At 40.4% G+C, this 20,648-nt stretch carries 15 protein-coding genes and 2 pseudogenes; 4 read left to right on the top strand and 13 right to left on the bottom strand.

Going from position 1 to position 20,648, the window contains the following annotated elements:
• From ATS75_RS20690 to ATS75_RS18060, 8 genes and pseudogenes are all read right to left on the bottom strand, one after another.
• Positions 1-128, bottom strand: a pseudogene (locus ATS75_RS20690) (alpha-amylase family glycosyl hydrolase); the annotation flags it as partial.
• A gap of 228 nt (positions 129-356) precedes the next feature.
• Positions 357-1,085, bottom strand: coding sequence for a LytR/AlgR family response regulator transcription factor (locus ATS75_RS18090; RefSeq protein ID WP_058561824.1), 729 nt, complete (start codon positions 1,083-1,085; stop codon positions 357-359).
• Between the two features lie 60 nt (positions 1,086-1,145).
• A complete protein-coding gene (locus ATS75_RS18085) occupies positions 1,146-2,219 on the bottom strand; it encodes a sensor histidine kinase (protein ID WP_058561823.1) in 1,074 nt (357 codons plus the stop codon).
• Between the two features lie 122 nt (positions 2,220-2,341).
• A complete protein-coding gene (locus ATS75_RS18080; RefSeq protein WP_058561822.1) occupies positions 2,342-3,700 on the bottom strand; it encodes an alpha/beta hydrolase family protein in 1,359 nt (452 codons plus the stop codon).
• A gap of 321 nt (positions 3,701-4,021) precedes the next feature.
• Positions 4,022-4,834 (bottom strand): annotated as a pseudogene (locus ATS75_RS18075) (IS3 family transposase); the annotation flags it as partial.
• Between the two features lie 123 nt (positions 4,835-4,957).
• Positions 4,958-6,208 (bottom strand): NRAMP family divalent metal transporter, encoded by a 1,251-nt coding sequence (locus ATS75_RS18070; RefSeq protein WP_058561820.1) that lies wholly within the window; start codon positions 6,206-6,208, stop codon positions 4,958-4,960.
• Positions 6,209-6,340: 132 nt separating this feature from the next.
• Positions 6,341-6,697 carry a ribosome hibernation-promoting factor, HPF/YfiA family gene (gene hpf / locus ATS75_RS18065; RefSeq protein WP_058561819.1) on the bottom strand — a complete coding sequence of 119 codons (357 nt, stop codon included), beginning with the start codon at positions 6,695-6,697 and terminating at the stop codon, positions 6,341-6,343.
• Between the two features lie 183 nt (positions 6,698-6,880).
• A complete protein-coding gene (locus ATS75_RS18060; protein WP_058561818.1) occupies positions 6,881-7,192 on the bottom strand; it encodes a pyrimidine/purine nucleoside phosphorylase in 312 nt (103 codons plus the stop codon).
• Between the two features lie 451 nt (positions 7,193-7,643).
• Between ATS75_RS18060 and ATS75_RS18055 the strand changes: the two genes are divergently transcribed.
• Together ATS75_RS18055 and ATS75_RS18050 are read left to right on the top strand one after the other, a co-directional pair.
• Positions 7,644-9,608, top strand: coding sequence for a DUF1800 domain-containing protein (locus ATS75_RS18055; RefSeq protein WP_058561817.1), 1,965 nt, complete (start codon positions 7,644-7,646; stop codon positions 9,606-9,608).
• Positions 9,609-9,617: 9 nt separating this feature from the next.
• Positions 9,618-10,946 carry a DUF1501 domain-containing protein gene (locus ATS75_RS18050; protein ID WP_058561816.1) on the top strand — a complete coding sequence of 443 codons (1,329 nt, stop codon included), beginning with the start codon at positions 9,618-9,620 and terminating at the stop codon, positions 10,944-10,946.
• Between the two features lie 140 nt (positions 10,947-11,086).
• Here ATS75_RS18050 and tkt read toward each other — a convergent pair whose 3' ends face one another.
• Entirely contained in the window at positions 11,087-13,078 is a 1,992-nt protein-coding gene (gene tkt, locus ATS75_RS18045; protein WP_058561815.1) for a transketolase, read from the bottom strand.
• A gap of 277 nt (positions 13,079-13,355) precedes the next feature.
• Here tkt and metK point away from each other — a divergent pair, with 277 nt between their 5' ends.
• A complete protein-coding gene (gene metK, locus ATS75_RS18040) occupies positions 13,356-14,507 on the top strand; it encodes a methionine adenosyltransferase (protein ID WP_058561814.1) in 1,152 nt (383 codons plus the stop codon).
• 273 nt (positions 14,508-14,780) lie between these two features.
• On the opposite strand, the gene ATS75_RS18035 is transcribed toward metK, so the two are convergent.
• The 4 genes from ATS75_RS18035 to ATS75_RS18020 form a co-directional block, all read right to left on the bottom strand.
• Positions 14,781-15,188 (bottom strand): diacylglycerol kinase, encoded by a 408-nt coding sequence (locus ATS75_RS18035; RefSeq protein WP_058561813.1) that lies wholly within the window; start codon positions 15,186-15,188, stop codon positions 14,781-14,783.
• 53 nt (positions 15,189-15,241) lie between these two features.
• Positions 15,242-17,230 carry an LTA synthase family protein gene (locus ATS75_RS18030; protein ID WP_058561812.1) on the bottom strand — a complete coding sequence of 663 codons (1,989 nt, stop codon included), beginning with the start codon at positions 17,228-17,230 and terminating at the stop codon, positions 15,242-15,244.
• A 339-nt stretch (positions 17,231-17,569) separates the two neighbouring features.
• Complete coding sequence (locus ATS75_RS18025) at positions 17,570-18,232, bottom strand: START domain-containing protein (protein ID WP_082665519.1); 663 nt, start codon at positions 18,230-18,232, stop codon at positions 17,570-17,572.
• A 32-nt stretch (positions 18,233-18,264) separates the two neighbouring features.
• Entirely contained in the window at positions 18,265-19,785 is a 1,521-nt protein-coding gene (locus ATS75_RS18020) for a CYTH and CHAD domain-containing protein (protein ID WP_058561811.1), read from the bottom strand.
• Positions 19,786-19,994: 209 nt separating this feature from the next.
• Between ATS75_RS18020 and ATS75_RS18015 the strand changes: the two genes are divergently transcribed.
• Positions 19,995-20,594: a TIGR04211 family SH3 domain-containing protein gene (locus ATS75_RS18015; RefSeq protein WP_058561810.1), complete on the top strand. Its 600-nt coding sequence runs from the start codon at positions 19,995-19,997 to the stop codon at positions 20,592-20,594.
• Positions 20,595-20,648: the final 54 nt, after the last annotated feature.

The raw sequence follows: 20,648 nt of genomic DNA, 5'->3' as shown, positions 1-20,648 counted from the left end.
CGATGATCAAAGTTTTGACCTGTGTATTTATCATCTCCACACAAAAATGCGCGCCTAACACATCGTGAGATCAAGTGATAATAAGATGTGGATGCTAAATCAATCAGCTTTTTTCTTGCACGAGTCATAAAATATCAACTTTAGTTTAACTGTATATAACAACAGTAGTTGATACTGTGAGTTTTGCAAAAAATTTGTGCCTGTCCTATTTTACTCCCTTTGAATAACAGAATAGTCATGGGGTCTATATTGATTAGTTTTCAAAAGCGCGCTCAACATTGAGATAGTTCGCATTGAAGTTCAGTGGCTTAAAATTTTTTTGTCAGCCAATAAGTTAACTTATTTCAGTAGGCAAATTACAACGCTAACATTGACTTAAATACACTGGCTTGACGGCGCGACACCTCAGCTATGGCACCGCTTTTTAACATAAGTTCTAAGCCGCCGGAGCTGCAAGGGGTTATATTAACAATTTTATTTAATTGCACTATATTCTGTCGGCTTATTCGAAAAAAACTGTCACTAGGTAGGCGCGGTTCAATTTGCGCAAGTGTTCTATATATCATAGGTTTTTTATCTTCAAAATATACACGAGTATAATTGCCCATAGCTTCAAAACGTTCTACTTGATCAAGTTTAATTAACCAACAGCTTTTTCCATCTTTTACAAAGAACTGGCTCCCTAAGGTCATTAAACTATTAGGGTCAACCGGTACCTTATTATGCTCGTTAGCATTAATTAGTTTAAATTTATCACACGCTTGCCCTAACCTTTTTTGAGTGTAGGGTTTTAACAAATAGTCAATCGCATCTTGATCGAAAGCTTTTAAAGCAAACTCGTCAAAAGCCGTTGTAAAAATTACATGGGGGGCCTGTGCAAGTTGTGCTAAAAAGTCAAAGCCACTGCCGTCTGGTAAATTAATATCAAGAAACACTATATCTGGTTTGTGTACTTCATATACCTCAAGTGCCTGTTCAACACTTTCTGCCTCAGCAACACAATAGATGTCGCTAATTTCTTCTAGCTGCGACTTAAGCTCAAGCCTTGCTAACCTTGAGTCTTCAACAATAATTGCTTTTATCATTTCGGTTTCCACTGATTAAAGTTGCACACTAAACTATTTGCCCTGTTTGATATACGTAGTTTATAAAGGGAGCTTAATGGTAGCAATAACCCCCCTAGATGATGATGCAAGCGAAAAGCTAGCTTGTTCACCATAAACAAGCGATAAACGTTGTTTAATATTTTTTATTCCTACACCAGGATTCTCATGGTTTTGCGCCGTATCAAGTAATAATTCACCACTATTTTCGACAGTGATTGTCCAATAATGTTCATACGATTGGCTAGTGATCACAACCTTACCACCTTGCTTTAGTTTCCCAATACCATGCTTAAGTGCGTTTTCAATTAATAACTGTAAAATCATTGGGGGAAGCGAATAATTTAACGTTTTATCAACTACGTTATACTGCACTTGTAATTTGTCTTCAAATTGCAATTTATTTAATGCAATGAATTGCTTAACTACTTCTATTTCCTCACTAAAAAGGATTAACTCCTCTCGGTCTATCTGCATGGTATAGCGCATAACTCCAGATAAATCGGCCAACATGTCACGTGCTTTATTTGTATCTTCTAAAATCAACGCTCGAATATTGTTAATCGCGTTGAAGATAAAGTGAGGATTTATCTGACTTAGCAATACCTCTAATCTAGCCGCCTTTAATGATTGCACTAAAGTGTCTTGTTCTTGTTGAGCATATTTTAATTGTTGCTGTTTTTTGAACATTACATAGATAGCTGACCAAGCAAGTATTAAAAAGAATATCATCGGTGAGCTCAGTAGAATTTGTTGCCACAGCAATTCATCTTTCGTATTAAAAATAGCCACTTGATTGGGCACAATAACTACTGCATATAACAATATAGTGCCAAGTGCAGCAATCATTGAGCCGACTAATATTTGTAAAAAACCGGTCAACAAACTTTTTGCCTTTAGCTTATATTGATAGAATTTTCTTAACCCGCCAGTTGAAATAATCAAACAAACACCGAGCACTATTGAATTGACCAACTCAGAAAAATGAAAGTGAACAAAGTATTGTCTACCCGCTAAATTTAACAGAGTAAATAGGCCCCAACCGCCTATTTGCAGGCTCCAAAATAAGATATTTAAATTATTTATTTTTTCTGTCGTTTGGATTTTATTATTCATAGCGTTAGTTATCGTTCAATTGGGTAAATTGATTTTTACAGGTTACAAGAGGCAGCTGTCGTACTTTGCCTTTGCCAACCTCAAATAGCAAAGGCTTTATACAACTTTAACTAACAATTTTGTTAACCGAGTGACTTTATCCAGCGACTAATGTCTATGCTTACCTGTTCTGAAAAAGTAATATCAATTTGACTATACTCTTCAGGTAAACCGGTTACTGCAGGTTGGAATAAGTGATTTAACCCCGCATAAATAGTTGTGGTTAATTTTGATGAATTAACCGCTTGCTTAATGCCCGCTATGTTCTGGTCTGCCAACACTTGAGCATCTAACTCTCCATTCAGTGCGAGTACGGGAATATGTAATTGAGATAGGTATTTTTTAGGGTCTTCTTTTACAAAGAATTCAAACCAAGGAGAAGTCATCTGTTTTGCTTGTGCCTTGGCCTGTGCTACTGGAACCTTTTGATTAACCAGCAATTTAATAAGCATTTCTTCTGAAATTCCGTCAGCAATAGCGCTAACAACTTCTTTCTGCAATCTATCATCCTTTTCTAAGCGTTCTTTATCCATGCCTCTTAACTGTTGTATATGAAATGATTGGTCAATTAATATTTGTGCGCCACTAGTGCCCGGCCCCGCAAGACTGACAAAAAAATCAACATTCGGGTTTTCTGCTGCGGCAATTGCCCCAATCAACCCGCCTTCACTGTGGCCAATAAAGCCAATATTACTGCTCTTAAATTTAAGATTATTCGCTATAAATTGGTAAGCTGCATTAGCATCATTAGCAAAATCTTTACTGGTGGCTGCAGAAAAGTCGCCTGTAGACTTACCCACTCCCCGATCATCATATCTCAACACTGCAACATTTTGTCGTGTTAACTGATCAGCCAGCACCGCAAAAACCTTATGACCAAATGCATCTGCATCACGCGTTGTAGGCCCAGAACCCGAAAGTAATATAGCCACTGATTTAATATCACCCGCCGGATATGAAAGTGTACCTGATAACTGATGCTCACCCGTTATGCTACTAAACTGCACTTGTTCAACTGAATAAGGTAGATTGTCGAAGTTTTCTTGAATTTTTTTCTGTCTCATAGCCGTTTTAGTTGCTGGCACTAAAGTTAATGGCGCTTTAAAAGCTCCTTGAGAATAAGTTCCCGTAATTTCATTACTCGAGAATGTAGCGCTGTATTTCATATTAGCCACATCCATCGCTAACTCTACCTTATCACCATTAACGATCACTTTATTAAACTCTAAGCCAAACTGTTGTTGAACGGGCACATCTACTGTTGCCTTGAAGCCCGACTCTACTTTTTTGAAGTGAAATACCATTTCCATTGACTTTTCAGCTGTTATCGACAAGTTTCCTTGCCAGCTTCCTTCAACAAACTGTGTTTCTTGCGATTTAGCAGCACAAACACTAGTAAACAAAGCACCTGCTGCGAATGAAATTACTGTTAATTTATTCATTGTATTTTCCTTTTTAATTATTCTGATTCAGTAAAGTAAGCACTTAAATTGCTAGCGCTTAATTGTTCTGTGAATGACTATAACGAAACTAAAAAAACAGAAGTTAAAAACTATCTTAGTGGTTAATTTTCTATGTGAACGGCAGCAGTACATTAAATATCAAACAAGCAACATGCCAACAAGCTGCGATAAAGACAATGATGAAGTAAAAAGACGACGTTAAATTATCTTCTTTTAGTGACTGCTTATTATTCAAAAAATAAAAAATAGCTGTAGGCGGCTATCAATGCCGTGTCCCGTCCTGAAATAGGTTGACGGTTTTTAATGAAAGGCCAGTAGCTTTTGCTCCTGGTCTTTTTTGTGTACTTGATTTGGTGTTTGCATTCCCAAACTTAAGTGCGGTCTCATTTCATTATATATAAATATTGATTCTTCAACTAGTCGCTTTAATTCATCGATATTTCGACATTTATATAAAAGAAATTCTTGTTTTAATATACCGTTAATTCGCTCTGCTAGTGCGTTCTGATAACAATCATATCCATCGGTCATCGAAGGTGTAATGTTGTTACTTTCTATTAATTTAGCTTGGTACACCTCTGAGCAATACTGTAAGCCCCTATCAGAATGATGGATAGTATCATTCTGATATAGCCGCTCTTTTACAGTCATATCGAGCGCTTTTACGACATCTGTTGCTTTCATTTCATCACTTAATTCATATCCCATAATTTTTCGGCTATAGGCGTCAGTGACGAGAGATAAATAATGTACACCTTGCTCTGACTTTACATAAGTAATATCACTAACAAAGACTTCTTCAGCCGTACATGGTTTGTACTCTTTCAGTAAGTTAGGATGCTTACGCATCCAATGCTGACTGTTGGTTGTCTTGATATAGTTTTTCTTTGGTTTAACAAGCAAATGATTTTCCCTCAAATAATCAAAAAAGCTATCCCTTCCTAGCTTAATGCTGAGCGATTCAAGCTTTGGTTTGATAAGTTTGTACAGTTTTTTTCCTCCTATACGAGGCATAAACTGTCGCCAGTACATGACTAAACCTTTGACTGGCTCTAGTTGTTTTTCCCGAGCAACCATTCTACGTATGGCTTGATAATAACCTTGTGATGTTATGCTGTAGCATATCTTTATGGTGGCCTTGCAATAATGCAATAACATCTGGATGTGCAAGTTCGCCAGTTTTAATGTTCATTTATTCCTCTTTACTCGTTGTATTACGGTTTTATTTATTACTTTTTAAGCGGCTAATTTCCAAATTATAAACGCCAACGCAAAACCAATCAGATAAACCAAGCCTACCCAACTTAAAGTACGTACTCGTTTAGAATGTTGAATACTGGGCTCTGAGCGCACTAAACTAAAATTAAGCCATGCAAAAATGGGAGTCGTTACAAACGCAAGTGTCATGGCAAAGGTAAGCATGGGGCCGAGGGCTGATTTAAAAAATAAAATCACCGCCATGCCCGCGAATGATTGCAGTATTAGCCAGATATTTAAGCTGTGTTTAGATTGCTTAAAACCTAATAATTTATGTGATTCATTAAGTGTGCGGGCATAGCCATCGAGCACCGTCAAGGTAGTACCAAACATACATAAAAAAGCGATAACCGACACCAAAGGCCGCGCCCATTCGCCGATTGTGAAGGCGTACATATCAATAAGCTGCTTTGCGAATGCCACGCCGCCTAATGCAATTTCATTGTTTTGGCCGTATTGCACTAGCACACCCAAGGAGAAAAACACCAGCGCTAATGCGGCGGTTAGCCAATAACCAACATTAAAATCAAACAAGCCCTGCTCACATGTTACCATTTGTTGGCTTTGTTTTTCTTTAAGCCACAATGAGCTAAGCGCTGAAATTTCAATCGGTGCGGGCATCCACCCCATTAACGCCACCATAAACCCCAGCATAGCAAGCTCATACGGTGACGGGCCAATATAATCTACAGGTGCTAGTGTTCCATGGTTCATAGCGCCATTACTAACTGCAATAACAAGCGCTATCACGGTAGCTATAGTGAGTAAGCCCATAATCGCTTTAGCCACGTTATCAAGCGCTTTAAAATGGCCAAGTAATAAAATAACTAAGCAAACCGCTAATATTAACCAACATAATAAGGTTACTGAAATACTCATTGGCAGCGCATAGTGCAGCAGGCTTGCAGTGAGTAATAACACGCCAGCCGTATTCACTACCGCAGCTATAATATTCAAACCGATAAAGCTGTAAAAAAACCACGGGCCTTTACCTTGGTAGCCTTCAACTAGGCTTTTTTTAGTGGCGAGTGTGTATTCAATACCAAAGCGAAAAAACGGGTATTTAAGTACATTAATAACCACAATGAGCCAAAACAACTGCCAACCAAATATGGCGCCTGCTTGGGTTGATGCAACAAGGTGAGAACCACCAATTGCCGCCGTTGCCATTAATATACCGGGGCCTAATGCGTTTAAACGAGTGTGCCAAGTTGATGTTGTTGAATGCATGTCCATGCTTACATTTTATTTTTATTAATAAGCAAGTTACAGCGTTTTAGTGAGGATTGAAAGTGAGAAAGTGAGTGGAAGATTAAACGGTTCGCTAGATCCTAGTTACCTAGAACCTAGCGCCTTTAATTATTAACGTAAGTCCATTTCTTGAACTTTTTCGTGAGCAATCTCAGGTGTTGTGCTCACTGGTTTTTCGTGTAGGTTCGCTTTGATTTGTCCTTTACGATGCTTTAGTGCCGCATCGAGTTTTTTAGCTGCGCTTGAAATGGCAGGATAAAGAACTTCGTTCTCGCCTTTTACCGATAAACGCGCGCCTTCGTATATGGTGCTAATTTCTGCTTGGAGCTTATGATGCTCTTTCGAAAGAATAATATCGAGTGCGATCAGAGATGGAAAATGGCTCGCAATTTTTGAAAACTTTTCGTTGATGTGTTCTCTAATAGAGTCAGTAACGTCAACATGGTGACCAGAAAGATTAATTTTCATAGGGTATCCTTTTTATTGTTACCTCAACTCTAGTATTGGGGGCTATTTAGATTTACACAAGCGCAAAACACAGAAATATGACATTTATTTGTTAGTAAAGCTGATTCAGATCATTCTAAGAGCATTAAATATGCAAAACCCCGCGTGTTGCGGGGCTTTTAGCTTATTCACTTAATTTGTATATTAAGTGTACGAACAACAGTAATCGGCAAAATCAGTCACTTTTACTTGAAAAGTAATGTTAGCATCAACATTAAATGACTCACCCGCTGACATAGTTTTCCATTCGCTTTCACCGGGGAGTAACACTTCCCACTGACCACCGTTAAGTTCCATCAGCTCTTTTTTACTAGTCGCAAATTCAAACTCACCCGCTTGCATAAAGCCTAATGTTTTGGTGCTGCCATCTGCAAAAATCACTGTACGGCTTGACACTTTACCATCAAAGTACACGTTCGCTGTTTTAACAACACTGACATTATCAAACTGAGACATCCTCACTCCTGTTTATTGTTTTATAATTTATTAACACCCACAGTGCCTGATACTCATAAGCCTTGCAAGGAACAAGATGTGAAAAATGCTCACGTAAAAGGCTGTCACTTCCCCCCACCCAAGCCACATAAATGGTTTAGGCCTTAAAACTCACTTTATACATGATAAAAAGGGTAACGCAGTGCCTATCAAAGTAAGTGCCAACAACACAATGCCCGCATAGTTTATTGCAAACATGACTTAAGGCTCGCAGTATTTTAAAATTTTCTAACGTGAAAAATTAACCAACCGTTCAGGTTGTGTCCCTTATTTTTATTATGCGAACGAGTAGTAGCCACTTACTTGTTCAGGTATGACCAGAAACGTGAATAAAATTCATACCAAATAACTAAGCAACATTAAATTTACAATGCTAAATTACTAATAATTTAATTAACATTAAGGCATTGAAATGAGTAAGCGTATAGCACTGGCTATCCTTACAAGTTGTTTTTTAGTTGCATGTGGTGGTGGCAATGAAGCAAACACAAGTAAGGAAGCACCTGTATCAGATACCCCAACAACCCCTCCTGTTAGCGAGGACCCGTCAGATGACGATACGACCACCGATAACACAGCTCCGGTTATTAGCCTCTCCCCTCCCGATAATGTGAGCCACGGCCAAACCCTCACTTTAAACGCCAGCGCAAGTGATTCAGAAGGCGATACACTCAGTTATAGTTGGCAACAGCTTTCGGGCCAGCCAATTGAAACCTCAAGCGATGACGTGTTAACAGTGACTATTCCCTCTCCCCTTAGTGGATATGATGAAACGTATCGCTTTTTGCTTAGAGTAACGGATGAACACGGCGCACAAAGTGAGTTTGAATTTGGCTTTACAGCCAAAGCCACTATGGACCTTGCACACGCGGCTCGATTACTTCATCAGGCTAGTTTAGGTCCAACCTATGAAGAGATTTTATCGGCGCAGGGGTTAAGCGCTGAAGAGTGGATAGATGCTCAAATGCAGCTACCCATTAATTACCATGTTGATTACCTGGAAAACTACCCTGATAGAGATTACCCTCGGCAAATTAACCGTATTGATGCTTGGTGGAAAGGCAGCATTAACGCATCTGATCAACTCAGGCAACGTGTAGCCTATGCTATGAGCCAAATTTTTGTGGTGTCTGATTTTAATAACTCACTCGCCAATGAGCCTAAGGGTATGGTGAGTTACTACGATATGTTGTTAGAAAATGCATTTGGTAATTACCGTGATATTCTCGAAACCATCTCCCGATCGCCTATTATGGGAAAATATTTAGATCATTTGGGCAACGAAAAAGCCGACGAAGAGCGTAACATTCGCCCTGATGAAAACTATGCCAGAGAGCTTCTGCAGTTATTTAGCTTAGGCTTAGAAGAGCTCGAAATTAACGGCTTGCCAAAAAAAGACGAAAATGGCCTGCCTATTCCCGCTTACACCCAAGCTGATATTGAAGGGTTTGCTAAAGTGTTTACAGGGTGGACATTTGGTGCCAGTGAGTTTTGGGGTCGCCCGAGTAATAACCATTCAATTCTTATGAGCCCATTCGAGGCGTATCATTCTACCGCTGAAAAACATTTAATTAGTGATGTCGTTATTCCTGCCAATACTGATGCAGAAACCTCACTTAAAATAGCGCTCGATACCATATTTGAACACCCAAATACGGCCCCGTTTATAAGTAAGCAATTAATTTTAAAATTAATTACCTCAAACCCATCTCCTAATTACATTGCACGAGTAGCACAGGTTTTTAATGATAATGGCCAAGGTGTTAAAGGTGACTTGAGTGCGGTAATTAAAGCAATCTACCTTGACCCTGAGGCTCGGCAGTTCGCCGCCCCCCTTGCCTATTTTGGTAAAATTAGAGAGCCACTTCTTAAACAAATGCAACTGTGGCGGGTATTTAAGGCTAAGTCGTTAAATAATCGTTATTACACCAGCAATTTAAGCTTACAGTTTGGCCAAGGCCCGTTGCAATCCCCTTCTGTGTTTAACTTTTATCAGCCCGATCATCAACCTCAAGAGCTGTCAGGCTCTATGCTCGTTGCACCGGAATTGCAAATTGCCAACGATGCTTATGTTATCAATACACTGAATACTCATTTTAATGAAATGAGCCGACGCGTTGCAGAGCGTTATGACGAACTCAATGAAAACTACGTCTATCTATACATGGCTGATGACTTGGAGTTACTGGCTAACTTTGGCTTAAATGCAGTTATCGATAAGTACGACACATTATTTTTTGCAGGCTCCATGTCACAAGACATGCGCAACGCAATTTATGATATGGACGCTTATTTTTCGTCAAGTGAAAGCCATTTAAGGCTTTCGTATATCGTTTACTTAATTACCGTGTCAGCCGAATACAGCTTGCAACAATAGGAGAGAGTCATGGATAGAAGAAAATTTTTAGACCTATGTTTAAAAGGCGGGATATCAATGGCTGCATTGACCCAATTGCAATTGCAAGCTTTTCAAGGCTCGACCAGTGCCGTGGGGGATGAATATAAAGCGCTGGTATGTGTTTATTTAAGTGGCGGAAATGACTCTTTAAACATGCTAGTGCCAGTTGAAGGCGAAGCGCGCAGTTTGTATGAAGCAAGTCGACAAAATTTGGCGATTAGTAACCCTTTACCATTGTCACCTGATACTGCGCAGGAAGGCGGTGTTGGTTTACACAATTCTTTAGCGCCATTGCAAAGTATATTTGAAGAGCGCCAACTGGCCTTTGTTACCGGCGTTGGCAGTTTGATTGCGCCCACAACACAGCAAGATGTTATCAATAAATCAGTGCCGCTGCCGCTGCATCTTTTTTCACATAACAAACAGCGCGCAACGTGGATGTATGGTCAAGAGCAACGTTCCCTTAATAGTGGCTGGGGGGCAAGGCTATTAGAGCGCTTAGAGCAAAGTGAACAGTTTGGCGGAAATATTTCACTTTCAGGAATGAATCACTGGCAAACCAGCCGCGACAGTATGCCCTTTAGCTTAAGCAGCAATGGTATAAGTCGTATTGACGCATTAAGTGGCTCTCAAGAGCGAAGCGAGCACGTGAGCAATCTATTTAATCGCGTATTAACAGGGCAAACAAACCCAGTTTCACAGGCGTATGGTTCTCGCGTGAAAGCATCCATAGATAAAACTTCTGCGATGAATATAGCACTTCAGTCGTCTGATCCTATTGATGGTGTGTTTTCGAATTCAACACTATCACGCAGGCTTAAAACGATTGCGCGTACCATCTCTATTCAATCTCAGTTAGGGTGTAAACGTCAGGTGTTTTATGTGTCTATGGGTGGCTTTGATACTCATGGCAATCAAAATCGCAGTCATGCTTCATTACTGAGTCAATTATCGCAATCGCTGTCTGAGTTTAACCGCGCAATGGCTTACTTAAACCAACACAATAATGTAACCCTGTTTACCATGAGTGAATTTGGCCGAACGTTAACCTCTAATGGCGATGGCACAGACCATGGCTGGGCGGGTAATCATCTTGTTATGGGTGGCGCGGTTAATGGTGGCGATTTATATGGTTCATTATTGACTCAACATTTAGGTGGTCCAAAAGACACCCGAGGTGGCCGATTAATACCTGACGTTGCCAATGAGCAGTACTTTGCAACACTCGCTAAGTGGTTTGGGGTACCCGATTCAGAACTGGTGGATATATTCCCTAATTTAGCCAACTTTAACCAACATACTCTCGATTTTATTTAACGCTTACTCTGGCTAATTTGCTTATAATGTTAGCCTGCATTCAATGAGAAAATAATAAAAAACCCGCTTAGTTTATATCACTAAGCGGGTTTTCTCTTGTTAGGCTCGGCATTAATAGCTGACCATTAATACCTCAACACTTAGAACAGTTCGTTTGCCTTGTTGACGATGTTTTCTACTGTGAAACCAAAGTGTTCAAACAGCTCATTAGCAGGGGCAGACTCACCAAAGGTCGTCATGCCGACTACTGCGCCATTTAGGCCAACGTATTTGTACCAGTAATCAGCGATACCCGCTTCTACAGCTACGCGGCGTGAAACGCTTGCTGGCAATACGCTTTCTTTGTAAGCAGCATCTTGCGCATCAAATACATCTGTTGATGGCATTGATACAACACGCACCTTTTTACCTTGCTTACGTAATTCAGCCGCAGAGTCTTGTGCTAATTGCACCTCAGAGCCAGTCGCGATTAAGATAAGCTCAGGCTCACCATCACAGCTAAGTACATAACCGCCTTTTTTCACATCGCTTAATTGCTGCGCTGAACGAGTTTGTTGAGCAAGACCTTGGCGAGTAAAGATAAGTGACGTTGGACCGTCCTTACGTTCAATCGCTTGTTGCCATGCGATTGCAGACTCAACTTGGTCACACGGACGCCAATTAACTAGGTTAGGCGTTAAACGCATGCTCGCAATTTGCTCTACTGGTTGGTGAGTTGGACCATCTTCACCCAAACCAATTGAATCGTGCGTGTATACAAAAATGCTTGGCACTTTCATTAATGCAGCCATACGAACAGCGTTACGTGCGTATTCCATAAACATTAAGAAAGTCGCGCCGTAAGGGATAAAACCTTTATGCAGCGCAATACCATTCATAATTGCTGACATACCAAACTCACGCACACCGTAGTAGATGTAGTTACCGCTTGCGTCATTGGCTTCAAGGCCTTTAGAACCTTTCCAAATTGTTAGGTTTGAACCTGCTAAATCAGCAGAGCCGCCCATAAATTCTGGCAATAAAGGACCAAATGCATTCAGTGCATCTTGTGATGCTTTACGAGATGCAGGGTTTGCTGGGTTTGCATCAAGTTGCTCAATATAAGCTTGTGATTTTTCAGCCCAATCAGCTGGCAACTCGCCGCTTGTACGACGTTTAAACTCTGCTGCTAGCTCAGGATGTGCCGCTGCATAGGCTGCAAACTTTTCATCCCAACTTGCTTCAAGTTGCTTGCCTTTTTCTTTGCCATCCCACTCGCTGTAGATGTCAGCTGGAATGTCAAATGCCTCTCCAGTCCAACCAAGGAACTCACGTGCTGCTTTAATTTCGTCTTCACCTAATGGTGCACCGTGACAATCGTGGCTACCTGATTTATTAGGTGAACCGTAACCAATCACTGTTTTACAACAAATTAGTGTTGGCTTGTCTGTGATACTGCGTGCTTCTTCGATTGCTGCGCGAATAGCGTCTGAATCATGGCCATCAACACCGCTGATTACATGCCAGCCGTAAGCTTTAAAACGCGCAGGCGTATCATCGCTGAACCAGCCTTCGACTTCGCCATCGATTGAAATACCGTTGTCATCCCAAAATGCCACTAACTTACCTAGGCCTAACGTACCAGCAAGTGAACACGCTTCATGAGAAATACCTTCCATAAGGCAACCATCGCCCAGGAATGTGTATGTGAAGTGATCAACAATATCGTGGCCTTCACGGTTAAACTGAGCCGCTAGCGCTTTTTCAGCAATCGCCATACCGACAGCATTTGTGATCCCTTGACCAAGTGGGCCCGTAGTGGTCTCAATACCAGGTGCATACCCATACTCTGGGTGACCCGGTGTTTTTGAATGCATTTGACGGAAGTTTTTAATTTCGTCAATCGGCAAGTCATAACCACTTAAATGCAATAGAGAATAAATAAGCATTGAACCGTGGCCGTTTGAGAGTATAAATCGATCTCTGTCTACCCACTCTGGATTAGTTGGATTATGATTTAGATAATCGCGCCATAGTACTTCTGCGATATCTGCCATGCCCATAGGGGCTCCAGGGTGGCCAGATTTGGCCTGTTGTACTGCGTCCATTGATAAGACGCGAATAGCATTTGCAAGTTCTTTGCGAGACGGCATGAATTCTCCTACCTTTACTGTATTTGCGCTGGTTGATTGTGTGTTTTTCAAGAACACCCATTCTTACTTATTGTAGGGGCTGTGTGCAATTAAAAACCCTGATTAAATTGGCTATTATGAAAATTTTTTAAGAACTAAAAGTTATTAGTAATTTTATTTAGACGTCTAGGCGTAAAATTACTATGCAAATATATTTGTTTTAGATAAAATACGTCCCTTAATTTTTTAGCGCTCTTACCGACGTTTGTGAAGCGCAATATTTGTGAGCAGAAATACAATGGCAAAACATTTATTTACTTCTGAATCAGTTTCTGAAGGTCATCCGGATAAAATCGCGGATCAAATCTCTGACGCGGTACTAGATGCCATCTTAGAGCAAGATTCTCATGCACGTGTTGCGTGTGAAACTTACGTAAAAACCGGTATGGTCATGGTCGGTGGTGAAATCACTACTAGCGCATGGGTTGATATCGAAGAAATTACACGTAAAACGGTACGTGAAATTGGCTACACGCATTCAGACATGGGTTTTGATGCTGATTCGTGTGCAATTTTAAACACAATCGGTAAGCAATCACCTGATATCAACCAAGGTGTTGACCGTACAAGCCCTGAAGAACAAGGCGCTGGCGACCAAGGTTTAATGTTTGGTTACGCATGTAATGAAACTGAAGTGCTAATGCCTGCACCAATCACATACTCTCACCGTTTAGTTCAACGCCAAGCGCAAGTACGTAAAAGTGGCGAGCTTAACTGGTTACGTCCTGATGCAAAATCACAAGTAACGTTTGCATACGAAAATGGTAAGCCTGTTGGCATTGATGCGGTTGTTCTTTCTACTCAGCACAGTGAAGAAATTTCACAAAATGACTTAGTAGAAGCGGTTATGGAAACTATCATCAAACCAGTACTTCCTGCTGAGCTAATTACTAGCGCAACGAAATTCTTCATCAACCCAACTGGCCGTTTTGTTATCGGTGGCCCAATGGGTGACTGTGGTTTAACAGGTCGTAAAATCATTGTTGATACCTACGGCGGTATGGCACGTCACGGTGGTGGTGCTTTCTCAGGTAAAGATCCATCAAAAGTTGACCGTTCAGCTGCGTACGCTGCACGTTATGTCGCTAAAAACGTTGTTGCTGCTGGCCTTGCTGATAAGTGTGAGCTACAGGTTTCTTACGCTATCGGTGTTGCAGAGCCTACGTCAATCAGTGTTGAAACGTTTGGCACTAGCAAATTAGAAGAAGCTCGTTTAATCGAACTTATTCGTGAACACTTTGACTTACGCCCTTACGGCTTAATTCAAATGCTTGATCTTGAGCGCCCAATTTACTTACCAACAGCGGCTTACGGCCACTTTGGTCGTGATGAATTCCCATGGGAACGTACAGATAAAGCAGACGCACTTCGCGCAGCAGCTGGCTTATAAGCCACGCTTTGTGTGAACGAAAAAAAGCGCCTTTAGGCGCTTTTTTTGTCTCTGACGTTTATACTTTTTAAGTTAACCTGAACTCTGGTTAAGAGATGTACTTATATATTGATATTAAATAACAAATTTTTTTCTTAGTCTCCAGCCGGAGACTTTTAGCGATAACAAGACGAATTTACGCGTCAATAGCTGGCCTATTGCAAGTAAATTCAACGCAGTTAGCGTTGAAAGTAGCCGCTGGAGATATATTTATTATCCAGAGCTCAGGTTAAGTTAGTACATCAAGCTAATAACCTTCTCATACCCTGCTGCCGCCCATACTATCAACAAGACTATTAAAGCTAAGGTTACTGCTGCTGATGCTATGTCCTTAGCGCGCCCCGATAGCACATGATATTCAACCCCTACTCTATCTGTTAATGCTTCAATAGCCGAGTTAAGCAATTCAACAATCAATAAAAATAAAAAGCTAACAATGAGTATCACCCAGTGTTGTAGAGACTGTGCTAACCAGAACGATAAAGGCAACAAAATGACACCTAATGCCAACTCTGTTCTGAAGGCCGACTCTTCTTTAAAAGCCGCTTTAAACCCTTTTATAGAGCACTGAGTGGCTTTTATAATGCGGCCTATACCTATGCCGTTAGGTTTATTAACTAAATCTATTTCTGGTTTATTCATTTTATAATCTTTTAAAAGCGGCTTTAATTTTGTGGTGTATTACTAGCAAGGTTTCAATCCATACCACGAGTAAGCAAGTGCCATGCAGTGGCCATATAACGATTATAAGCTTGCTCTGTATCAGCATCAATATATTCAACTCCTGATGGACTGAATGACGTTAACTGAGCTTTATCGTGTTCATTCACCTTATAATACCCGTAAGTCGCCTTTAAATCTCCCTTCCACAGTTTTTCATTGCGACGAATAGTTTGAAAACCAAAAACGGTGCGCTGTTCCTGAGCACTTAACAATGATTGGCCCATACTATAAAACGCTGTATTTTTTGGTGCGATTAAATTAAGTAAGGTCGGCGCAATATCCATATGACTTGCAACGTGTTGCGATGACAATAAATCAGGTGTAATTCCTTGCCCATAAATCACCATTGGCACGTGTGTTAGTTCAAACAAATTAGGCCGGCTATGTAGGTAACGACGACTAAAATGATCCCCCGTGATCACAAAAAGTGCATCAGGGTAACGCTGTTCCATTTTACGCACAAACTCACCCAGCATTTTATCTGCATACCATAAATGCCCTAACACATAAGGGTCTAATAATTCCCCTTCTAACGATTGTATTGTTGCTGGGTAATCATCATAAGAGGCGTATGGGTAGTCAAGTTGCGCTAAGTCTAAGTTGAATGGGCCATGATAACTGCCGCTTAGAATTACATTAAAACTTTTCTGCTCGCTTTTAGCCGCTGCGAGTTCAAATAGTTGACCGTCATCAATTCCCCATACACCCGCGCTGCCTTTACCACCAGCATCTGTTGCGGAATAAATATTATCGACACCTTGCGATTCTACATATTCACCTACATTTTGCCATGAGAGTAATCCCCCATAAAAAAACTGACTGGTGTAACCAAGCCGCTCCATTTGATTAATAAAAGAAAGCTTACTGGCTGGTTGTTGCGGGCCAATACGACTCATGTTCACACCTGAAAATGGAATACCAGACAAAATACTTGATAGTGAATTCATCGTACTACTAGCAGCAGGTAGCATATTATCTAAATAGATCCCCTTGCGCGCTAAGCTTTTTAATTCATTAGTCACATTAAGTGATGCGTATTTTTGCTGCAGAGGCCACGAGTCATAACTTTCCATGATTATCAAAAATACCTGTGATGGAGGGTTAATAAACGCCCCTTTTGTATGTTGCTGATAATCAAGTAATGGGTTATTAAGTGGTGCTGCATTTGAACTCAAATATGGGTTTTTGCCATCCATTCCATGATTTTGCAGTTCGTTATAATCTTTTATTGCATATACAAAACTACGAAAAGGGTTAATGACTAGATTGTTTACAAACGGATCAGGTGTCACCGCTGACCACTTGCGGGAAGCCGGACGGGATTCGAATGAGCCGCGAATAGCGCAAATAAAAAGTACTGTAATCAAAATAACAAGTATTGATCGTTTCCATTTACAAACAGTATAAATGCGCGATAGAAAACCAAGGCTAGTGTGGTTAACATGCTTACAATATCTAAACGCAATAAACAGCAGAAGCACTAAACTTATAAGGCTTCCCCAAGGTTTGTATTGCTTTATTGCGGTTAATGCGATGGCCTGCTGGTCATCATGTAGCCCTTCAAACATAAAATAGTTAAATTGCGTACCATACTCAGAGATATAGGTGACGCTGGTAATGCATAATAAAATCATTACGCTAAAAAATACTCTCGCAGTAAAGACACGAATGTTTGAAACCCAGTGCCCTAATCGCATTGGTTGAAAAATACAATTGAGTAAAAAAGGAATGCTAAAACACACCCCACTCGCTGCTGAGTCAAAAGCAAAGCCAGTCTTTAACGTATTGTATAGAGCTGTTGCATCTAAAGGTGCTGCAATATGATCATAAAAATACACTAAGAAGAAAATTCGAAAGCTCATGAAGAGCAATACACCTGCAAACCAAAGCGCAGCTAAACGCCAACACTCTGTTACAAATGAAAACCAACGGCTAGAGGGCGTTGAAGTAACAGTAAACACTATCTATGTCCTTATAATACATATTCCTAAAAAAGGAACTGTACCATTAAGAGGCACAAATTCAATTTAGATTATGTGTTAATGTGTAAGAAAGTGTAATAAATACAATTGATTAACTTATAAAAAAAAGGAGGTAACACTATATAACCTGAACTCTGGTTAAGAGATGTACTAATATATTGATATTAAATAACAAATTTTTTTCTTAGTCTCCAGCCGGAGACTTTTAGCGATAACAAGACGAATTTAAGCGTCAATAGCTGGCCTATTGCAAGTAAATGCAACGCAGTTAGCGTTGAAAGTAGCCGCTGGAGATATATTTATTATCCAGAGCTCAGGTTATATAGAACAATGACCCTCTTTGATAACAGTAGGCGCAGCACGATATCGCTCTTGAGCCAGCTCACGACGTAATGCTTGTAGTGTTTTGAGTGTACTTTGCAGACCCACTTTATTGCTTAACCAATGGGGGATTGCACCACCTGGGTCGGCATAAACGGTGTGGGTGAGCGTCAAACTGACTTTTCCTGGGGTATTATTTTCTTCGAGTAACCAAGTCGCTTTTAAATCCTTGATGCGCACAACAGAGTCAACTTCATTTTTAAACCCTGGGTAAGCACTAATCGTTAATAACGTTTGCGTGGGACTGAGTTGTTTGTAGCAGGAATAACTCACCATATCCCTGTCTCTAACAGGCCACGGCGAGTTTATTTTTGTATAAACAATGGTTTCTGCGTCACTTGGCCGCGATAAAACCTCAACATGAGTCACGTTCTCTACCCATAAAGGGGCACGTTGAGTATCACTCAAGAGCATCATAAAATCGTCCGCGGTTCGATCGTTTATGCTTAAGGTGCCTTGTACTTCAAAAATACCATTTGTATGTTTAATAAAGGAAACACTAATTCCCTCTTGAGATTTCCATAATTGCCATTGCGATTGCTGCGCTGTTACTTCTGTACAGCAGAGTAACATTAATAACAGTGCAATGAGTTTGCGCATCTACATTCCTTTGTTTTAGATTCATTCACAAACTATTCCCAGTATGGCGAGATCTTAAATGATGCCAACCGGCTTTGCTCCATCGCACTCACTAAGAATTCAGATTTCATCTCAAGCCAATGCTGAATTTTGGCAAGCTCTTCATCTTCTTGGCCTGCACAGAGCTGTTTTAAATAATCAAGCGTACACAGTTCATAAATACCATGAGAAATATCTAGCCAAGGAATACGAAATTCACTGCGATCGTCTTTATCAAACAATGCGCCTAAACAGTTGCCGCTCAGTAAACTATTTTCAAGACGGGTACGTAAATTTAAATAGTCTTTACAGGTAAGGGTTTGCTGTTCTGGTAATAACTGATGTAAGTCCTGCCAGTCCTTTTGAAATAAGCGGTTTGCTATTTTATCAACTGAGCGCTCTGCAGCTTGAAACTCAGTTTGCCCCCAGCTTTTACGCCATTGTTTATCAACCAGCCATGTTGTTAAGCTCAGGAGTAATCGATTATACCGTGCGCTGTGAAATAACGCGTTGATGTCATCAATACTTGGCTGTAATTCTTTAAGGTCAGTAATAACTTGAGTAAGCTCTGGAGCACTATTAATTTTTTTGTAGTAAGCATGACGTTTTGATGTGTATGTTTTAAGCTGAATAGCATTCTCAACCCACGCCAGTTCACTTAACAACCATTTAAGCTCTACTCTCAATGACTCTGTGGTACTTTTATCTACAATGTCATCAAATAACCAAAATGTGTGGCGAATCAGGCTAATGCCATCAGTAACACGTTTAAGGGTTTTTAAGCTTGGTTTATCAAAGTAGCATTGCTCATGCTTTTGCACAAAACGAATACCAAACCCAATAGCTTCAATCAGTGCCTGCTCTTGCGTTGCCTTTCTTGGCAATGAAACAAACCCAATTGATTTACTTGGTTTGAGCGGTTTTTCGTCTGCTAAGCGATAGCCTCTTGCTGCTTTTGAATATAAACCAAGGCGAATATTACTTTGTGCAACTAGTTTATCAGCTAAAGCGAACAGCTCGTTGCGACTTCCTTCCACCAGTTCAATTTCAAGCTCACATATTGGCTCAACACGTCCAGAGGCTGACACTTCACCTTTGTCTAAAACCACCTCAATTTTTGCACCCTTTTCGGTTTCAATAAGCCAAGTACGGCGAATAAAGTGAGTACTGAATATAGGAAATAAATTAGCGGCTATGGCGTTCACTTGCATACCGTGAGGCCAAATACTGCTGTCAAAAGCAGTGATATCTGGACGGTTACTTTCAAGCGGCAAATTATATTCAGGGCGTTGGTGTAAACCTCCAACAACCTCGCCTGCCAGCTTGATTGTTTGCTCACATTGATTGTCTGCGCAACGTGTTCTAAAACCAATATCAAGCGCTCTTAACTCACGACTAGGAGTGTCATAGTAAGCATTTTGTAAACTGCGAGAAGGCTTGTTTGTGACGGTTTTTGCAAATTGAGTAATTAACGCGGGGATCAGTGGAACAACGGCATCTGACACCAAAAACTTCAGTTCTATCTCAGTATCCATTAGGCTTGAGGATTACCTTTAAAATAAATAAGAGCTCAAAATAAACAAAGCAAAGCGGTAATGCAAATTTTTTAATGAGATTTCATTTATTCGCTGTAAAGTGATTACAATATCAACCTTGCTATTAGCGTGTTAAATCCATACTATCTCTGTACTTAGAACGAAAAATATTGCCGTAACGATCACGGTTACATTAACAGGGTAGATTAATGTTTAAACATTCTTTATTAGCTTTACTTCTTAGTGCTGTTGCGTTTGTTAGCCACGGCGAAGAAGCAAATTCAGCAGACAATACAAATACGGCTTATATTGTTGATAATCTGTATACGTTTATGCATTCTGGTGCGAGTAAAAACTACCGTATTATCGGTTCAGTTGATGCGGGCACAAAACTAACGCAATTATCTCCTGAAGAAAATGGCTTCATAAAAGTCGTTGATGACAAAGAACGTGAAGGATGGGTTGAGGCAAAGTTTGTCTCTAAATCAGCCGGTATTCACCAACAATATCGTACCTTGAGTGAAGAGATGACATCAATGCAAGTGCAACTTCGCCAAGCACAAATTGAACTCCCGCAATTACAAGAACAAAATCAAAGCCTGACAGACCAAAACGACGTGTTATCCGATGAGATAATGCAGTTAAAAAATACGCTAGATGCTGAGCGTGAACAAAAACAACAAGCCGGTGCAAAAGAGAAACGCCAGTTATTAACGTATGGCGGGGCAATTGCCTTTATAGGTTTGTTTTTAGGAATTATATTAACCATCGTACTGTCACGCCGAAAGCGTTATGACGGTTGGGCATAGTTAACTGACAAATAAAAAAGCACCGACAGGTGCTTTTTTTATGAATATACATAA

Source organism: Pseudoalteromonas sp. H105, from assembly GCF_001469215.1.
Classification (GTDB): domain Bacteria; phylum Pseudomonadota; class Gammaproteobacteria; order Enterobacterales; family Alteromonadaceae; genus Pseudoalteromonas.
The sequence above is the reverse complement of the archived record's forward strand: the minus strand, read 5'-3'. Positions and strand labels throughout refer to the sequence as shown.

Coding starts and splice junctions, on each gene's coding strand:
- metK (WP_058561814.1), top strand. CDS start 13,356: ATGGCAAAACATTTATTTACTTCTGAATCAGTTTCTGAAGGTCATCCG.
- ATS75_RS18085 (WP_058561823.1), bottom strand. CDS start 2,219: ATGAATAATAAAATCCAAACGACAGAAAAAATAAATAATTTAAATATC.
- tkt (WP_058561815.1), bottom strand. CDS start 13,078: ATGCCGTCTCGCAAAGAACTTGCAAATGCTATTCGCGTCTTATCAATG.
- ATS75_RS18060 (WP_058561818.1), bottom strand. CDS start 7,192: ATGTCTCAGTTTGATAATGTCAGTGTTGTTAAAACAGCGAACGTGTAC.
- ATS75_RS18025 (WP_082665519.1), bottom strand. CDS start 18,232: ATGCGCAAACTCATTGCACTGTTATTAATGTTACTCTGCTGTACAGAA.
- ATS75_RS18070 (WP_058561820.1), bottom strand. CDS start 6,208: ATGCATTCAACAACATCAACTTGGCACACTCGTTTAAACGCATTAGGC.
- ATS75_RS18020 (WP_058561811.1), bottom strand. CDS start 19,785: ATGGATACTGAGATAGAACTGAAGTTTTTGGTGTCAGATGCCGTTGTT.
- hpf (WP_058561819.1), bottom strand. CDS start 6,697: ATGAAAATTAATCTTTCTGGTCACCATGTTGACGTTACTGACTCTATT.
- ATS75_RS18080 (WP_058561822.1), bottom strand. CDS start 3,700: ATGAATAAATTAACAGTAATTTCATTCGCAGCAGGTGCTTTGTTTACT.
- ATS75_RS18055 (WP_058561817.1), top strand. CDS start 7,644: ATGAGTAAGCGTATAGCACTGGCTATCCTTACAAGTTGTTTTTTAGTT.
- ATS75_RS18015 (WP_058561810.1), top strand. CDS start 19,995: ATGTTTAAACATTCTTTATTAGCTTTACTTCTTAGTGCTGTTGCGTTT.
- ATS75_RS18050 (WP_058561816.1), top strand. CDS start 9,618: ATGGATAGAAGAAAATTTTTAGACCTATGTTTAAAAGGCGGGATATCA.
- ATS75_RS18090 (WP_058561824.1), bottom strand. CDS start 1,085: ATGATAAAAGCAATTATTGTTGAAGACTCAAGGTTAGCAAGGCTTGAG.
- ATS75_RS18035 (WP_058561813.1), bottom strand. CDS start 15,188: ATGAATAAACCAGAAATAGATTTAGTTAATAAACCTAACGGCATAGGT.